Source organism: Segatella copri, assembly GCF_019249795.2.
In the GTDB taxonomy this organism is placed as follows: Bacteria; Bacteroidota; Bacteroidia; order Bacteroidales; family Bacteroidaceae; genus Prevotella; species Prevotella copri_B.
On record NZ_CP156891.1, the window covers coordinates 2,651,566 to 2,670,390 of the forward strand.

Below are 18,825 nucleotides of genomic sequence, written 5' to 3' on the forward strand. Positions count from 1 at the left end.
GTAAATATGAAAAAGTTTAATAAAATATATACATTGCTGTTTGCGGCAGCCCTGTCTCTCTCTTCAGTATCATGTACTGATTACCTTGACAAGGCACCGGGCAGTGATATTGCCCCAACGGAGCCATATAAGAATTATACCAACTTTCAGGGTTTCTTGGAGCAGTGCTACAATGACATCCCTGGTCTTGCCTCTACATCCTGGTATCATGGCTGCTGGAACTATGGTGAGGATGAATATTGGCAGCCATCAGAGACCCGTATGCTCACTAATGCCATCGACCAGGGAAACTATTGGGCATGGGACGAGGTGCAGTATTCCCCATTCCATTCGGGCATCGACCTGAACAGCGGTAATGATGTGAACCGCGATTCCAAGGGTCGTCTCTGGGGTATGTGCTGGCAGGGAATCTATACCACCAACCTGGGCTTGGAAAATCTGGGTAATCTGGTAGATGCTACCCAGGAAGAGAAGAACCTGATTGCAGGTCAGCTCTATTTCTTCCGTGCATTCTTCCATTTCCAGATTATGCAGTATTGGGGCGGTATTCCATATATCGACTTCCTGATTCCATCTGATGCCGTGTTCAACTATCCGCGCCTCACCTATCAGGCATGTGCCGACAAGGCTGCCGAAGACTTCAAGAAGGCTGTTGAGTTGTTGCCTGTAGATTGGGATAAGACTACCGTGGGTAAGCAGACAGTGGGCAAGAACAAGTTCCGTCCTAACAAGATTGCTGCTCTCTGCTTCCTGGGTAAGAATTATCTGTGGGCTGGTTCGCCGCTGATGAATGAAGTAAGCAAGGAGAATCCTGACTTCAAGAATGTTAACGGATATAATAAGGAGTATTGCCAGAAGGCTGCTGAGGCATTCGGCGAGGCTTTGAAGATCAACAAGGAAACAGGACTTTACCAGCTGTCTTCTTATGAAAATTACATGAACATCTTCTATACCTATGATCAGGGATACAAGATTCCAGGTGAGAAGGAGGCTATCTTCTACGAGAATTCAAGTAACAACAACTGGCTCTGGAATCAGGTGACAGACTACCGTCCTACCAGCCTTATTGCAGGTGGTATCAAGGTTTATCCTACAGCCAACTATGTGGATTACTTCGGTATGGCAAATGGTAAGCCTATCAAGGACATCACGAAGAAGGATGCCGACAGCGGCTATGATCCGGAATATCCGTTCAAGAACCGTGACCCTCGCTTCTACGATCTCTTCATCTATGATGGTGTGAAGTGTGTGAAGAGTGCAGGACAAGATGCAGATGTGCAGTATGCTTCTCTTTATACGGGAGGAAAGTATCGTACGGCAACACCTTCCAAGGACTGCTTTACGGGATATTGCCTGAAGAAGTTCTGTGATCCATACCGTAATCGATTTGATGATGGTGGTGAACGTAATAAGATGATCCGCGTACTCTTGAGTATGATTCGTCTGGCTGATGTTTATCTGATGTATGCCGAGTCGGTGGCTCAGAGTTATGGCTACAAGGCATCAAGCCAGGCATTCAATCTGAGTGCCGTGGATGCCGTGAACATCGTCCGCAACCGTGCGCATGTGGATAATATTGCTGATGAGTATCTTACCAATCTGGATGGTTTTATGAGCGAGCTTCGCCGTGAGCGTGCCGTAGAGTTGGCTTTCGAGGGACACCGTTTCACCGACCTTCGCCGCTGGCTCCTGATAGACAAGGCTCCTTACACCCAGAAGATGGCTGTTTACTTCGACCGTGCACCCGACCAGAAGGATGTTGACCGCTACGACGATCCAAAGAAAAATCACGTGCTCAACCTGAAGGAGGAGCCATTGATTACCCGTAAGTTTACTTCAAAGCATTACTGGTTCCCATTCCTGAGAAAGGATGTAAAGATGTATCCTGAGTTCTCTCAGAACCCTGGTTGGGAATAATTAAACAATTCGAGAATTTATTATGAAACATAATATATTTAATAAGAGAATGTCATTGGCGCTAGCTTCCATGCTAGTCGCCAGTGGTGTGGCAAGCGCCCAGGAAATGGCTGACACTACCAAGGTAAACGTGGCTTTCGGTCAGGTTTCCAAGGCCGACCTGATGGGCGGTGTCAGCGAGGTGAATGTCGAAGAGCTGCTGAAAAAGGACTACAGCGCCAATGCACTCAATGATCTTCAGTCGCTCATCAGTGGTTATAACGGAAATGTTTGGGGACAGGGTGCACTTGTTCTCGTAGATGGAGCTCCCCGTGAGGCCAGCACCGTCAATGCCACCGAGGTGGAGAAGGTTACCGTGCTCAAGGGCGCTTCTGCCGTAGTACTCTATGGTGCCAAGGCTGCCAAGGGCGTAATCCTCATTACTACCAAGCGTGGTAAGGTGCAGCCATTGAGCATCGCCGCCACCGTCAATACGGGCATCTATACACCTAAGGCTTATCCTGAATATCTGGGTGCGGCTGAGTATATGTCGCTCTATAACGAGGCGATGACCAATGATGACCCTACACAGCCGCTGAAATACTCTAAGGAGCAGATCTACAATACGGCTATAGGTACGAATCCTTACCGCTATCCGGATATGGACTTCTACAGCAGTGACTACCTGCGCAAGTTCAACAACCGTACGGATGCTACGATGGAAGTGAAGGGCGGTAGCAAATTTGCCAGATACTATGCCAACCTGGGCATGACCTACAACAACAGCCTGGTGAAGTTTGGCGAGCACAAGAAGGACAAGGACAATTCCTTCCGCGTGCGTTCTAACATTGATGCTACCATCACCGACTGGCTGGGGGCTTATGTAAATGTAGGCATCAACATCTCGGACAACTATCGTGGACGTCCTGAGGACTACTGGTCAACAGCTACCAGCGTTCGTCCTAACTGGTATTCCGGCCTGTTGCCAATCTCCATGATGGATGCTAACAATTCAGCCTTGCAGCAGATGATAGCTGGCTCAAAATTCCACGTGCTCGATGGTCAGTATCTGCTGGGTGGAAACAACGATAACCAGTCTACTTTCTTTGGTGATGCGCTTGCTGCCGGCTACGTGAAGAATCACTCCCGTACCTTCAACTTTGATGTGGGTGTGAAAGCCGACTTCGATCAGTGGGTCAAGGGATTGAGCTTCGAGACAGCTTTCAGCATCGATTACTGGAACAACTACTCTGAGGCTTACAAGCTCGACTATGCCGTTTACGAGCCTACCTGGGCAAATGTGAACGGACAGGACATGATTATCGACCTGAAGAAATATGGTAAGGAATCAAGTAGTACGACCGAATATATCGGTGCAGCCAAATATTACCAGAACACCACCTTCCGTGCTCAGTTTGACTATAAGAACACCTTTGGCGGTGTGCACAACGTAAATGCTACTTTGGCTGGCTGGGGTTACTCCAAGTCGAATTCCGTGGACGAGAATCATGAGAGCTCATCTGGTGTAAAGGGTTCTTCTTACCACCGCACCACCAATGCCAACCTTGCCCTTCGAGCAGCCTACAATTATGCTCAGAAGTACTACGCAGAATTTGGCGGTGCTCTGGTTCACTCATCCAAGTTGGCAGAGGGTCATCGCAACGCTCTTTCTCCATCAGGAACACTGGGTTGGAGAATCGGTCAGGAGAAATGGTTCAAGGATGCACTTCCTTGCTTCGATGATCTGAAGCTGAACGCTTCTTACTCTGTGCTCAACCAGGACATAGATATCTCAGATTATTATCTCTACCAGGGATACTATGATGTGAAGGGTGGCTGGTACACCTGGAACGAAGGTGGTGGCAACGGAACTAACACCACACTCTCTAAGCGTGGTAGCAACTACGGTCTTGATTTCGTGAAGCGTAAGGAATGGAGAGTAGGTCTGGAGGGCTCACTCCTCAACGGAACCGTAAGTTTCGACATGAACTATTTCCATCAGCTTACTTCGGGCTTGCTTACTGCGGGAACTGCTACCATCTATCCTTCATGGATGAATAATGACGGTTCTTTCATCACCTCCCTGAACTACAACGAGGATTTGCGACAGGGCTTCGACTTCGCCGTAAACTTCAAGAAGAACATCGGCAAGGTGAAGGCACAGCTCGGACTCACAGGTATGGTGTTCGACTCAAAGGTTAACAAGCGTGAGGAGAAAAACGAATATAGCTACATGAACGCACAGGGTCAGGCTCTCGACGTGATGCGCGGATATGTTTGCGAAGGCTTCTTCACACAGGAAGACGTAGACCACATGAAGGCAAACCTCGACAAGGACGATCCTAACTTCGTGCCAAACCATACCTTCGGTGAAATCAAGGCTGGTGACCTGAAGTACAAGGACATCAACGGCGACGGCAAGATTGACAGCAACGACCAGCAGGTGATGGGTAAGTATGGATGGAGTGCAACTCCTTTCTTCTATGGTGTAAACATCACCTTGAACTGGAAGCAGTTTACCCTCTTCATCGCCGGTACCGGTCAGATGGGTGCCAAGGCATTCAAGAGCAACGACTGGATTTACAACCAGAAGAAATATACCTCTGTGGTTCGTGGACGCTGGACACCTGAGACAGCCGAGACTGCTACTTATCCACGTTTGACAGCCAAGGACAATACCAACAACTTCCGCAACTCAAACTTCTGGCTTTACAGCACAGACTGCTTCAACCTCAACAAGGTGCAGCTGACCTACAATATGCCAAAAGAGTGGTTTGAGAACAAGGTAGTGAAGGGTATGAGTGTTTACGTATTGGGCGAGAGCCTTCTCACCATCAGCAAGCATCGCAAGTATATGGAGACCAGCTATGGTTCACCACAGTGCCGTTTCTACAACCTGGGCTTGAAGATGATGTTCTAAAGGCTGATGAAATCATATCTTAGATATTGAAAAATTAGACAATAAAGAATTATGAAATTAAGAAATATATTCATGATATTGGCTTCTGCGGCATTGTTGACAGCATGTGATGATGTCTTTACTCCTGCTGCAGAAAACATGAAGGACATCAATGAGATGGAGAATGATCCTATCATGGCCAAGGGCTTCGTGCTCACCGCTTACCGTAACTTGCCAAACTACGAGGTGGGCACAGGTACGGATGTAGCGACGGATGATGCCGTGACGAATGAGAAGGGAGCCAACTGGTCTAAGTATGCCACAGGCTCATGGACCGTTCAGAGTTGGGACCCTACGGGCCGCTGGAACAACGACTTGTCTTCCATGCAGTATTTGCATATCTTCCTGAACTCAAACATTTCGAACATCGGGTTCCTGAAGAATGCCAATGAGAACAAGCTGATGCAACGACGCCTTACAGGTGAGGCATACGGCCTTCTGGCTACCCATGCCTATTATCTGCTTCGTGCCCATGCCGGATTTGACAATGAAGGAAAGTTGCTCGGCACACAGCTCTTTGACGGATTTGTAGGTACGGATGCTGATTTCAACCAGCCTCGCAAGACATTCCAGGAGCATGTGGATTTCATCCTGGCGAACATCGAGAAGGCTGACAAGCTGTTGCCTATGGATTATGAGCCAGTGACAAGCGACGACAAGGTGCCAGCCAAGTATGATGATATCCTGAATGTGCCTGAGGTAACATCTGTCAAGGATGGCAAGATGGGTATATATAATAAGGTGATGGGCGAGAATGCACGCCAGCTGATTAACGGACTGATTCTGCGTGCCATCAAGGCTCGTACCCTGCTGCTCGCTGCAAGTCCAGCCTTCCAGGATCCTGCCCAGAACAATGTAACCTGGGCACAGGCTGCAGATGCAGCTGCCGAGGTGGTTGACTATGTAGGCGGTCCATCTGGTTTGCCTAAAACAGGTCTTACCTACTACGACAACGATGATGAGATGAAAAACTTGAAGAATGGTTCCAATCCTCCTGAAATCATCTGGCGCAGTACCAGAAATGCAGAAGAGATTGATGACGAGAAGAACAATTTCCCTCCATCACTCTACGGAAACGGCAGAACCAATCCTACCCAGAATCTGGTAGATGCCTTCCCTGATGCCAAGGGTTATCCTATCACCGATGCACGCAGTGAATATGATGAGAGTAATCCATACGCCAACCGTGACCCTCGTCTGGCTAAATACATTATCTATAATGGAGCCACAGCGGGAGTTGAAAACAAGGTAATCAAGACGGGTAGTTCTTCGGGCGATGACGGTATCGGCCGCCGTGATGCTTCTACCCGCACCGGTTACTATATGAAGAAGATGTTGCGCATGACTGCCAACTGTAATCCTAGCAGCACATCTAAGGTAACCAAGTATAGCTGCAAGGCACGTTTCACCGAGTTCTTCCTCGATTATGCTGAGGCTGCCAATGAGGCTTGGGGACCTAAGAACCCTGGCACACATGCTTACTCAGCATACGATGTGATCAAGGCAATCCGCCACCGTGCAGGTTTGACAGATGATACTTATCTCGACGAGTGTGCGGGCGACCAGGCTAAGATGCGTGAGCTGATTCGCAACGAGCGCCGCCTGGAGCTTTGCTTCGAGGGATTCCGCTTCTGGGATTTGCGCCGCTGGAACCAGTTGGACAAGCTTACTTCTGTACAGGGCATCGATTGGAACAACGATACGTTTACCATCTTGCCAAATGTAGAAGAGCGCCATTTCGATAGCTATATGAACTATGGTTATATTCCATATTCAGAAGCATTGAAGTACTCTAATCTCCATCAGAACAAGGGATGGAAATAAACCAGTTAAAAATGATAATGAAAATGAAAAGTTTTAAGTTATTAAATACAATAGGCATTGCTGCCATGACTTTGTTGATGACCGCTTCCTGCGAGAGCGGTAACAAGGAATTTGGATATGACGGAGAAACTGCTGTCTATTTTGCCAATGCTGGTTATGTGCGCACCGTGGAGCTGGGTGAGGATCAGGAAGCTGACCTTACCGACGATAACAACCACATCATCAACATCAAGGCCTACTGTGCCGGTGGTTATGGCAACAACAATGACGTTACCGTGGATTATATATCTGATGCCAGTCTTTGTGATGGCTATAAAATCAATGGCGCTGCCATCCAGATGATGCCATCCACTTACTATGAGATAGAGAACCCTAACCAGTTTGTCATTGCCAAGGGACAGCAGATGGGAGGCGTAAGAGTGAAGCTTACTGATGCGTTCTTCAACGATGACAAGAGCTATGAGCAGGGCTACGTAATTCCTGTGAAGCTGACCAAGGCTCAGGGAGTTGACAAGGTGCTGGAGTCGAAGAATACTACATTCTGCCTTGTGAAGTTCGTCAATCCTTGGACTGCCACTTATCTTCGCAAGGGTAAGGATGTGAGCAACGGCAAGGAATCTCACCGTGCTTATCCATATATTGAGAAGGCTGAGGTAATCAAGGTGGTGACCAAAGGCTTGTACAAGGCACAGATGACTGTGGAAGTGAAGGATGCTAGTGGCAAAAGCCATCAGGTGAACGTGCTGATGACCTTCAACGGTGATGATTGCACCATCTCTTCCGGTAGTGACGGAGTTCAGGTTTCGGGTAATGGTAAGTTTGTCAAGAACGACCAGCTTTTGGGCGAGTTTAAACGCAACACACTCTATTTGAACTACAACATCAAGAGCGATGCCTTGGGTACGGTTGAAACCACAGATACCATGGTGGTCCGCAATCGTGGTATTGGATTCCAGACTTTCACTCCTGAGCGGTAAGAACATTTTTAATTTGATATCAGAATTATGAAAAAAATACATAATATCCTCTTGGCCAGTGCAGCAGCTTCCATGCTGCTCACTGGTTGTGCGGAGGACTTCGATACAAGCTACGCTGCCGGCAATAAGCCTGAAAGCGTTGCGATGGCTGACCTTACCAGAGGTTATGAAGTTCTGAAGAACTATACGGGTATGAAGCTGGGAGCTAACTTGACCATTGCAGATTTGAAAGCTGCCAATACTAGCTTTAGTACCGTTTTGGCCAACTTCAATGAAGTGAATGTCGTAGATGGCTTCTCCCATGCTGCTGTGGTTGCTGATGATGGTACGGTCAGTGCCGATGCTTCAAAAGATGAAGTTGGTGCTGCTATTGCCGCAGGACTCGTTCCTACAGCTTCCCTTTTTGCACCTAACGCATGGAATTTGACCGTGATGAAAGAGGCAACTAAGGATATTTGGGTAGATGGTGAGAATGTGGATCTCCATCAGAAGTTTGATTTCGAAAGCAGTGCCATCGGTGATGTCTTCGGAACTGACACGAATTCCAAAGTGGCAAAGGATCCGACAGGAAAAAACGGAAAGTCGCTCTTCAACAAGAAGGCTGCCAAGTTCATCGAGTTCCCAGTGAATCTACCTGAAGGAGCTTCGCTGTCTACTATCAAGACCATCTCCTTTGATTATTATTCATCAAATGTCAAGAAGAATGTGGTTATCAGAGTAAAGGTGGGTGACAAAGCCAAGGAACTGAGAAACTTCGGTGTTCCTACCAAGGCTAAGACTTGGGAAACATTCATGGTGGATTTGTCAAAGATTGACTTTACTGAGGCCTTTGATGCAGATGATATGAAATCTTCCAATATTTCTCTGGTAATTGGTCAGGCAGCTGTTCCTCAGCAGGTGTATGTTGACAATATTGATATTTACGCTCCATATCAGAAGCCGGGTTATTATAAACCTCGTCCTGTAGAAGAGAAGGCTGCTGATGTAAAGAAGGCTATGTTTGCTTACGTTGATTCCGTTATGCAGAACTATGGAGACAAGGTGCAGGCATGGAATGTGGCTTCTAACCTGATAGAAGATCTCTTCTACTCTCTGAAGTCTTCAGAGAACATGGGAGCTACTGATGAATTCTATCCTAACGACTATCTGGATGAGAACTGGGTGGCTGATGTATGCAAGGAAATCCATTCAAAGAAGGCAGATGCCAAACTGTTCTACAGTGAAGAAAATCTGCTGACGGATGCCGAGAAGACCGAGGCTGCCATCAACTACATCAGGCAGTGGAATGAAGCTGGTGCACAGATTGAAGGCATCGATGTGAAGCTCGACGTGCCATACAATAGCAGTTCTGTGGCAGAAGCTAAGGCGAATATCGACAATCTTCTTGCTACGCTGAAAGCATCAGGTCTGGAGATTCGTCTTTCTGATATGAACGTATACCTGGCTGATGCCAACGGAACAGTAGCCGATCAGAGCATGGCTACATTCGAGGATTACAAGGGAATGGCTGAACTCTATGCCTATATCCTGAACAAGGCACAGGATGTGTTGGGCGACAAACTCTATGGGGTATCTTTCTCTACTATCAATCAGGGCACTACGGGTGTAGGATTGTGGAATCATTTCAATCGCCTACCTACTTACGTGGGTGTGGTTAATGGACTTCAGAAAACAGAAATAAAATGGTAAGAAGATTATTTATATTTATTTTTGGGATACTGACATTCGCAGTGGCGCAGGCTCATGACGGGCCTGCCCTGCGAAGAGTTATCTCGCCATCCCAGCCGGCATGGATTATCCATATCGACACATGGAATTCTCCGAATCCGCAAGCCATCATCAATATGGTACCGGAAGACATCAAGCCTTACGTGATATTCAACCTCTCGCTCTCTGCCACCGAGGCTACCTGTCCTGATGGCGAGAAGGTATGCGACTCCTGGATGAAGGTATGCGCCGAGAACCGTGTCTGGACCATGATTCAGTGTGCCAGTGGTGCTTGCAGTGCCTTCGCCGATGACGACATGGAAATCTACGAGCGATACTTCAAGCAATATCCTAACTTTTTGGGTTGGAATTTCGCTGAGCAGTTCTGGGGATTTGGAGAGACGCGCGAGCGTGAGAATGGAACGGTAACCAATCCTTCTTTCTTGACTCGTTTGGATCTCTTTACTAAGATTATGAAACTCTGTCATCAGTATGGTGGCTATTTGGTAGTGAGCTTCACCCAGTCTGTTTATTCTGCCAACATGATGCCTGTGGCTTACATGAAGCGTAATGCGGAGATGAACCGCCTCTTGACAGAAGACAAGGATCACTTCATCTGCTGCGAGAAGTACACCATGAAGAATGGTTTCTTCGATATTGAGAGCAACTGTCTCGGTGCTTATCTTGGTGGATATGCCGGACAGTATGGTATCCGTTTCGATGCCTGCGGATGGTTTGAGGAGACCACCAAGGTGGATGAAAATGGTAATGAGATTAAAGATTCTAACGGCAAAACTTTGTCTAATTACTTCAACGACTTCCCGAAGGCTTGTGGTGCCATTCCTATCTTGGAGCATGTGGCTTTGACTGGTGAGACTGTGATTGATGGTCCTGAGACCATTCCATTGGAGGATTCTCGTGAGATAGCAACCACAAAGACAGCTGATGGCTATACACATCGCAACTGGGGCTGGTTCCCTCACTTCAAGAACATCAACATTGATATGTTCCGCAAGATTCTTGATGGAACTATCCGTATTCCTACCCGCAGTGAGGTGATAGAACGCACCAAAATCTGTGTGAAGAATGATGTAACTCCTAAAGATATTAACTCAAGTAAGAACGAGATGGAACCATACGTTTCTCCTCAGGGTTTGTATGATGGAGTTTATCGTAATGAGCAAGACTATGGTGGCACTCAGTGGAATGCTGAGAATGCTCCTCTCAATAACCGTTGGTGGTTGAAGAGCACAGGTCGCTATCCTGCCATTCCTGTAGTTTACGACCTCTTGGATGATGAGGCTAAGAAACTAACCGTTGCCGTTACAGCCAAGGATTATGCCAGCAACAGCACTTGGAACAATGTAAATAGCAAGAAGGCTTATCTCAACAAGCTCTTCAAGCAGGAGTATACAGGTGATATCTATGCTGCTCGTCATGAGAATGCTTGGGTTTGCTACAATCCATATCAGTATGATGAGAAGCATGTGAACCTCGCAACTCCTTTGCATGGACAGACGTTCTATCGTGATTTCCCAGCAACTAAGCGTAGTGCCAAGGGTACACTGAAACCTGCTTACAACACTTGTCGCCAGATCAAGATGAACCTGGCTCCTTACTCATTGGTATTTATGCGTGAGAACTCAGATAAGTTGAGCCTCTACATGCAGAACTATCGTTTGGAAGATGGCAAGCGCTATGCACAGGGAAATCCTGCTTTGGCTGATGATGCCAACCTCCCAGAGTATGCTCAGCAGGTGGATACCATCACCGTAGTGGGTGCCACGGCAGAACCAACCTTCTCTTGGAAGGATAATGCCAGCCACTCTGCAAGTACTGTTACCAGCGAATGGAAGAACTCTCAGTTCATCGTTTATGTGAAGCACAACGGTCCTTTGGAGTTGACCATCAATTGTAAGGGTACTTCTACATCGGGCAAGTTGAAGGATTCTGATGTTACCCCTTCTGTTATCGAGATGCCAGCTGTGCCTGAGGCATACGATGGAGAGATGCAGTATGAGTTTGAGAACTTCGACTACAAGAACGTAGCTGGTTGCTATGGCAATGCTTGGAACAACGGTTTCCGTGGATACTATGGTCAGGGCTGCTTGAACCTGGGTACCCAGAAGGGGGCTTCCGTTCGTGGCTACATTCCTGTTACCAAGCCGGGTAATTACAAGGTGGCTATCCGTTATCAGGCTTCCATGGGTGATGCTGTTGTCAAGGTTATCTGCGGTAATCAGACCAAGCAGGTTACACTGCCAAAGAATGCTACTTCCAGCAAGGAATGGTCAGAAGTGGAGTTTGACATGGACATCGCTGATGTCAAGGGAAATATGACGGTTAACTATGTGAGCGGAAAGAGAGCTGTGCTCGATTGCGTCCGCCTGAACTACAAGGGTGCCTTGACGGGTATCGCCGGTGTAACCACCGATGCCGACCTGATAGACCATGTAGAGTATTACGACTTGCAGGGCATGCGCTTATCTGCAGCCAAGCAGGGTGTCAGTATCAAGAAAGTTTATCTTCGTAGCGGCAAAACCTATACGGAGAAGATTTATAAATAACTAGTTATTAATAACAATTTTAATTTTTTACAATTATGAACACAACAATTAAGAGTTTAGCAATGGTTGCCATTGCATTGTTCGCTGGTTTTGGTTCAGCTTCTGCACAGGAAGAGAGTGCAGATGAGGGTGTTGAATTGACTAAGGACATGTTCCACATTTGGGATGGATTCACAAAGGATGCACAACCAACTGATGAGAAGGTTTATATGGATTGGACTGTGGGTGCAGAGAATCCAAATGCCCCAGGTTCTGTTATCGTAGGTACATCTACTGTGGCTCCAAATATCTATGCCGACTTGTCAGACTATCATTACATGGTAGTTTATGGTGAAGGTTCCATAAACGATAAAGGTGAAGTTGCCAAACCTCGTTTCATGTTCAACCGTACCGTTGATGGTGGTCAACAGGCTAATGGAGGTATGATTGAAATCAATAACAAAGCTTTTGATGAAAATACAGGTGCTATTGTTCTTGATTTGAAGAAAGATTTGGTTCGTACTGTACCTGGTGAAGAACCTGCAGCTGATGATTTTGCCCACTTGGTTACTATCAAGGCTCCATGGGGCGGTACTATCCTTATTTCTTCAATCTACCTTTACAATACCCTTCCAGAGGAACTCGGAGGTGGAGCAACTGGTATCAAGAACGTTAATGTAGCAAATGATGCAGTGGTTGCAACATTCAACGCTGCTGGTGCTAAGGTTTCAGCCAACGCCAAGGGCCTTGTTATCAAGAAGCTCCAGAGTGGTAAGGTTGTTAAAGTAATGAATAAGTAATGGCAGAAATTCTACTCCTTTTGTGTAACTAGGGAGTAGTCCCTAGTTCAGATGTTCGGCAAAGTATTTGTTGAATCCAGCAGATACTTTGCCGATTTTTTTTTGTGTCATAACAACAGACAATTATAACAACAGATAATCGTATAACTGATAATTATAACTTAAAATGAAAAGAACAACTTTCTTGATGTGCTTGCTTTTTACCTTGTGCATGCAAGTGGTAGCTGCTGTTGAGCATTCCTATACGCAGAAGGCAGTGAAGCAGACTGTAAAAGTGGGTACATCTACACGAGAAATGTTGGTCTATGTACCAACCAACTTACCCGAGAAGGCTCCGATGGTCATCTCTTTGCATGGTTTTAATCAAAACCCTGACTTTCAGATGGGACAGACTCATTGGAACGAGGTGGCAGATACGGCAAAGATTTTGGTGGTTTATCCTCAGGGAAACGGTAATGCCTGGGACATCTCTGGCTCTGGCGATGTCAAGTTTATCGAAACCATCATGAAGACCATGCAGAAGAAATATAAGGTAGACAAGAATCGCATCTATATTTCTGGCTTCTCTATGGGCGGAATGATGACTTATCATTGTATGACCAAATTGGGAACTGTAGTTGCAGCCTTTGGTCCTGTGAGTGGTATTCCTGTCGATTATCGTGAGCCTGTGGCTCCACGCCATGTGCCTATTATGCACATCCATGGCACGGGAGATGATGTCGTGAAATGGGGTGGCGATCCAAACCATGCCGCTGGTGGCTATGGTAGGATTGACGATTATGTCAAGAAGTGGGCTGCTTATGAAGATTGTGATGTGGATAATCCGGAGGTGATTCGCCCTTATCCAGCAACCATGAGTTATGCTGCCGCCACTCGTACTCGCTATATTAATAAGGTGGATGGTACGGAGGTTACTCTCATCGCCATTGATGGTAAGGGACATTGGCATTCGGATGATCCTAATGCAGTCTATTCTACCCGCGAGCTTTGGAACTTCTTCAAGCAGTATAAGCTCGATCTTCCTGATAATGAAGATTCTAGCGAGGCTAAGGGTGAGGTATTGTTCTCTGACAATTGGGAAGACGAGGTCATCAACGTAGGTGAAGGCGTGCCTGCTGGGTGGAAGCGCATCAATAGCATGAATGGTGGGAGCCGCAGCGATGAGAAAGCGAACGGCGCTGCCAATACGGGTGGTGCTCGTATCAAGGATTTCGTGGCTGGTGGTGATTTCAATACAGGATTCTATCTCAGTGCTCGTGACTTTGACCAATGCAAGCTCTCTTATGGCTTGTATGATGGGCATCGTCTGCACTTGATTCCTGGCAAATACCAGCTTTCTTTCAACTCTTCTTATTGGAATGATGGTTCCGAGAATGGGGCAGTGACCTTTGATGCTGGCATTGCTGGCATAAGCGACAATAATTCTGTCTTGTTGGAACAGAACTTGGATTCGGAAGGTAACTTGAAGGAGAATGCCAATCAGGTGGTGAAAGGTTCTCTGGCTCACTTCTTGAACTTCACTGTAGAAAAAGAAGGTGACTATGAACTTTATTTCACCATGTCTTCTGGTTGGGCTGCGGTTATTCTTGGCAATGTGAAGATTAAAAAGGCGGATACCAGTACGGGTATCACTGATTGTACAATCGATGCCTTCGGAAAAGCGAATATCATAACCTACAATTTGTCGGGTCAGCGCATCAGCGCACAGACTAAGGGCTTGGTTATAGAGCAGATTCTGTTTGCCAATGGTAAGAAGGTTTCCAGAAAGGTAATCAAAAAATAATAAACTGGATAATAGTTGGTGCATAACAGTTGGTCACCGCATGCACAACAGCTGTTGTGCATGCGCATATCAGCTGTTATGCAAGCGCACAACAGCTGTTGTGCGACCGGAGATACTGATTGTCTCAACAACATATCCTATCTCTTCCAACAACTTATCCTGTCTCTTCCAACAACTTATCCTGTCTCTTCCAACGACATATCCTGTCTCTTCCAACGACAAGAAGAGGGTGAATCATAAACTTATGACGCATCCTCTTTTTGAGTATATCGTATAATAAACTTTATCTCTTGTAACTTTTTGAGTAAAAAAACAGGTAAAGGATGCAAATTCTTGGGCTTTCATTCTTTTTTCTAGCAGAAATTATATAATTTTGCATCATTCAATAATCATGTAAATAACAATTATATATATTCAATCATAAACCTATGAAGCGTTTTTTACTTTTTGGAGTTCTTTGCCTCGTGCAAATGTTGACAAGCTTCTCTCATGCTAGCTCTGGACGACTTTATACATCCAACGACATGTCGAGTAGCCTGATTCGATGTATCATACAGGATAAGTATGGTTTCATTTGGGTGGGTACGAATTATGGACTGAATCGTTTTGACGGCTATAAATTCAGTACCTATCTTTGCAATCCTGCCGATACGACAACCATTCAGGACAATGATATCGTAAAACTCTATCCTTACAGCAAAGAGTTCCTCTTTGTGGCAACAAATCGTGGACTCTATAAATATTCCTATCTTACCAATAGTTTCCAGCATATCGTATTGGAAAAGAAAGATGAGAAGATAAGAGTAAGTTCTCTTATTGAGGATAGAAAGCATAATCTCCTGATAGGTACATCCGGGTATGGTGCCTATAGGTTGGATATGACTACAGGTAAAGTTACTCGCCTTTCAAGGAAATCTGCAAATTCAGTGGATGATTTCTTTGGTATGCTGTTCTTCGATGATGAGGGATATCTGTGGCAGGCTAATCATACAAAGGTGTTGAGAAAATATAAATACGATGGCAAGTCTATCAAACTGGTAAGTGTATATGAACCTAAAGATCTGTTTGGCATCCGTAAATTATATGCCACAGACAAGAAGGGGTTCTTTGTGGCGCATACGGGCGGCATTATGCGCTATGATTATGCCTCGGATAGCTTCTCACGCTACGATTTCGATTTTTCAGCTCATCAGGGAGCAGGATATATCAGTGCTGCTACCTTGGATAAGTATGGCAATTTATGGTTGGGTACTTCGGGAGATGGAACTTTCAAGATACCGCATGGAAGCAGAAAGGCTTATCGGGTGGAGTTGAATAACCAATCGTTTATCTTTGATAATGCGCATATCAGCGATTTGCTGATAGATAGAGATGGTAATCAGTGGTATGGATGCTATATGAAAGGACTTTTCTTGTCGAATAATGATAAGAATGTGTTCCATCCGGTTTCTTTGGATGAATTGGGGGGGGTATGGAAACCATTTCGTCTGTAGTGGGAGTTGCTGACGGATTGATGCTTTTTGTGGTCAAAAATCATGGGTTGTATCTCTTGGATGAGAAGACGGGCAATACCAAGCTACTGCAAAGTCCTGCAGGACCAATCAAAGTGTACTCGGATTTTCGGAAGAATGTTTATGTATATGGCCGTGATGGCATTTATGAGTATGATTGGAAGCATCAGACTTACCGGTTGTTGCTGCCTGCCAATGGACTTTCTCTAGATGGTATGCAGGTAGATGCTGCTGGTAATATTTATTTTACGAGCCCGGGCAACGGACTTTATGTATGGAATAGAAAGAGTGGCAAGATGACGCAATATCTGATGGATGATAAGCGTCCACACAAAACCATTTGCAATAACTGGATATCGGAGATCAGGTTAGATTCCCGGGGATGGCTCTGGTGTGCAACAGCCAATGGTGTGTCGTGCATGGATACCAAAACCGGATATTTTGACATCATTCTTTCTCGGCCTTTGTTAGAGGGTAAAACGTGCTATTCTACATTAGAACTGTCGGATGGTAAGATTGCTATTGCCACAGAGATGGGGCTTTATCTCTATGACAGGAAAAAACAGCAGACTACCCCTTGGCCTCATTCCGAGAGTATTAGCGGATTGAGAATTTATTCGCTGAAGAAGGATGCCAAGGGAAACCTATGGATGAGTACTGCGCAGGGTATCTGGTGTTATGATAGTAAAGCTAAGTCGTTTTTCTCTTTTGAAAAGGGAAACGGACTCTTGACCAAGGAATATCTGGCTGGAGTAGTAGGTTCTACATCTGATGGGGTTATCTGTTATGGAAACTCCGTAGGATTGACTTATTTTAGGCCTTCTCAGGTAAAGAATTATGATGAGAAAACGTCCGCCATTTATCTGTCGGGTGTGTTGCTTGATGGAAAGATGGCTCCGTTTATTGGAGATAATCTGAGTGTTCCGTCTGATTTCAAGTCGATAGTGCTCAGCTTCTCCCAGCTTGATTATCAGAGCGTGGGTAACATCGTGTTCCAGTATCGCATCAACGGGGGCAAATGGATCAGCAATGCGGCTGGAGACAATAGCTTCAACTTCACAGGTTTGTCGTATGGACATTATCGTATAGAGGTGCGTACCTATTGCAACGGTAAGTACTCTATATATAATAAGGTGATCAACCTGGATGTGCTGGCACCTTGGTATCTCACAGTTTGGGCTAAGCTTATCTATCTGAGCCTGGTTCTCGGCTTTATGGCTGCTGTCATCTTTATCTATCTGCACAAGAAAAAAAGAGATCTTGAAGAGGCTAAGATGCAGTTCCTCATCAATGCCACCCACGATATCCGTTCGCCGCTTACTCTGATTATGGAGCCTCTGAAGAAATTGAAGGAGCAATTGGGAAATGCTGAGGAATATCAGGCGGATATTGATACCATCGACCGAAACGCACAGCGTCTGCTCACCCTGGTGAATCAGATTCTCGACAAAAGACGCCTGGACAAGCATCAGATGAACCTCTCGTGCAGGGAAACCAACCTGGTGGAGTTTTCGCAGGGTTTGGTTTCGTTCTTCACCTATAATGCCAACCTGCGTGGTATTAATATCAGGCTGGAGATGCCGGAGACGCCTGTGAATGCATGGATAGACCGCAACAAGCTGGATAAGGCGATAGCCAATCTGCTGTCTAATGCCTTTAAATATACGCCTAATGGCGGCGAAATCATCTTCCGCATAGAAAAGCAGGCAGAGAAGGTGCTCCTGTATGTGATTGATAGCGGCAAGGGATTGGGAAAGAACGATGATGCCAAGAACCTGTTTGAACGCTTCTATCAGGGAAAGAATTCGGCTGATATGCATCTGGGTGGTTCGGGCATCGGCTTGAATCTGTGCCGGGCCATCGTAAGGCTTCATGGAGGCGATGTGACTGCACGCAACCGTGAGGATGGAAAGAGCGGTGCCTGTTTCATCATAGAATTGCCTTTGGGTAAAGAGCATCTTAAGAATAACCAGATTTATTCGGAATACGTGGATATCGGAATGAAACAGCGGAGAAGTGCAGCTAACAGAAACTGTAAAATCCTGCTCGTGGATGATGATATCGAGATATGCCGTTACATCAAGCAGGAACTGAGCGATTGGTATCGCTTTGTAATCTGCAACAATGGCAAGGCGGCATTGAAGCAGTTGCTTTCTGGTGATTTCGACCTGGTGGTAAGCGATGTGGTAATGCCTGAGATGGATGGTATCACGCTCCTTAAAAACATCAAGGGTAATGCCAATATCAGCCATGTGCCTGTTATCATGCTTACTTCCAAATCGGAAATCAGTGACCGTCTGGAGGGCATCAAACTGGGTGCTGATGCTTATCTGGCAAAACCGTTCAGCCTGGAGGAACTTCATCTCACGATAGACAATCTCATCGACAATGTACGTCGCCTGAAAGGTAAGTTCTCTGGAGTTCTGAAGCAGGACGACAAGGTGGAGAAGATAGAGGTGAAAGGCAACGACGAGGAGCTGATGGAACGTATCATGAAGGTGGTGAACGAGAACATGGGCGATTCTGACTTCAATGTAGAGAAGATGTGTGATGAGGTGGGTGTAAGCCGCACCCAGCTGCATCGTAAGTTGAAGGAGATGACGGGTGTTCCTACTAGCGAGTTCTTGAGAAACATCCGTCTCAATGAGGCTGCCCGATTGATAAGAGAGCATAAAATCAACATTACGCAGGTTTCATATATGGTGGGATTTGCCAATAACAGTCATTTCTCCACTGCATTTAAGAAATATTTCGGTATGTCGCCTACAGAATATGCGGCAAGATACTCTGAGTAAAGTTTTTGAAACACTAAAATAAGTCAT

The 18,825-nt window shown here is 45.9% G+C and carries 10 protein-coding genes; all 10 read left to right on the forward strand.

Features of this window, described 5'->3' with window-relative positions:
* Window positions 1–6: 6 nt before the first annotated feature.
* Entirely contained in the window at window positions 7–1,917 is a 1,911-nt protein-coding gene (locus KUA48_RS11110) for a RagB/SusD family nutrient uptake outer membrane protein (protein WP_153093784.1), read from the forward strand.
* Window positions 1,918–1,966: 49 nt separating this feature from the next.
* Window positions 1,967–4,816 (forward strand): SusC/RagA family TonB-linked outer membrane protein, encoded by a 2,850-nt coding sequence (locus tag KUA48_RS11115; RefSeq protein ID WP_256624432.1) that lies wholly within the window; start codon window positions 1,967–1,969, stop codon window positions 4,814–4,816.
* A gap of 51 nt (window positions 4,817–4,867) precedes the next feature.
* Window positions 4,868–6,679, forward strand: a complete 1,812-nt coding sequence (locus KUA48_RS11120) for a RagB/SusD family nutrient uptake outer membrane protein (protein WP_153093782.1) — start codon at window positions 4,868–4,870, stop codon at window positions 6,677–6,679.
* A 23-nt stretch (window positions 6,680–6,702) separates the two neighbouring features.
* Window positions 6,703–7,656, forward strand: coding sequence for a DUF5627 domain-containing protein (locus tag KUA48_RS11125; protein ID WP_194253013.1), 954 nt, complete (start codon window positions 6,703–6,705; stop codon window positions 7,654–7,656).
* Window positions 7,657–7,683: 27 nt separating this feature from the next.
* Window positions 7,684–9,345, forward strand: a complete 1,662-nt coding sequence (locus KUA48_RS11130) for an endo-1,4-beta-xylanase (RefSeq protein ID WP_218432520.1) — start codon at window positions 7,684–7,686, stop codon at window positions 9,343–9,345.
* Window positions 9,339–11,930, forward strand: a complete 2,592-nt coding sequence (locus KUA48_RS11135; RefSeq protein WP_218432521.1) for a glycoside hydrolase family 98 domain-containing protein — start codon at window positions 9,339–9,341, stop codon at window positions 11,928–11,930. The genes KUA48_RS11130 and KUA48_RS11135 overlap by 7 nt, the downstream gene beginning before the upstream one ends.
* 35 nt (window positions 11,931–11,965) lie before the next feature.
* On the forward strand, window positions 11,966–12,709 hold the full coding sequence (locus KUA48_RS11140; RefSeq protein ID WP_218432522.1) for a hypothetical protein: 744 nt from the start codon (window positions 11,966–11,968) through the stop codon (window positions 12,707–12,709).
* Window positions 12,710–12,875: 166 nt separating this feature from the next.
* A complete protein-coding gene (locus KUA48_RS11145) occupies window positions 12,876–14,492 on the forward strand; it encodes a PHB depolymerase family esterase (protein ID WP_218432525.1) in 1,617 nt (538 codons plus the stop codon).
* A gap of 428 nt (window positions 14,493–14,920) precedes the next feature.
* On the forward strand, window positions 14,921–15,985 hold the full coding sequence (locus tag KUA48_RS11150; RefSeq protein ID WP_218432527.1) for a two-component regulator propeller domain-containing protein: 1,065 nt from the start codon (window positions 14,921–14,923) through the stop codon (window positions 15,983–15,985).
* Window positions 15,964–18,798, forward strand: coding sequence for a response regulator (locus tag KUA48_RS11155; protein ID WP_218432529.1), 2,835 nt, complete (start codon window positions 15,964–15,966; stop codon window positions 18,796–18,798). The genes KUA48_RS11150 and KUA48_RS11155 overlap by 22 nt, the downstream gene beginning before the upstream one ends.
* The last annotated feature ends 27 nt before the right edge of the window (window positions 18,799–18,825 follow it).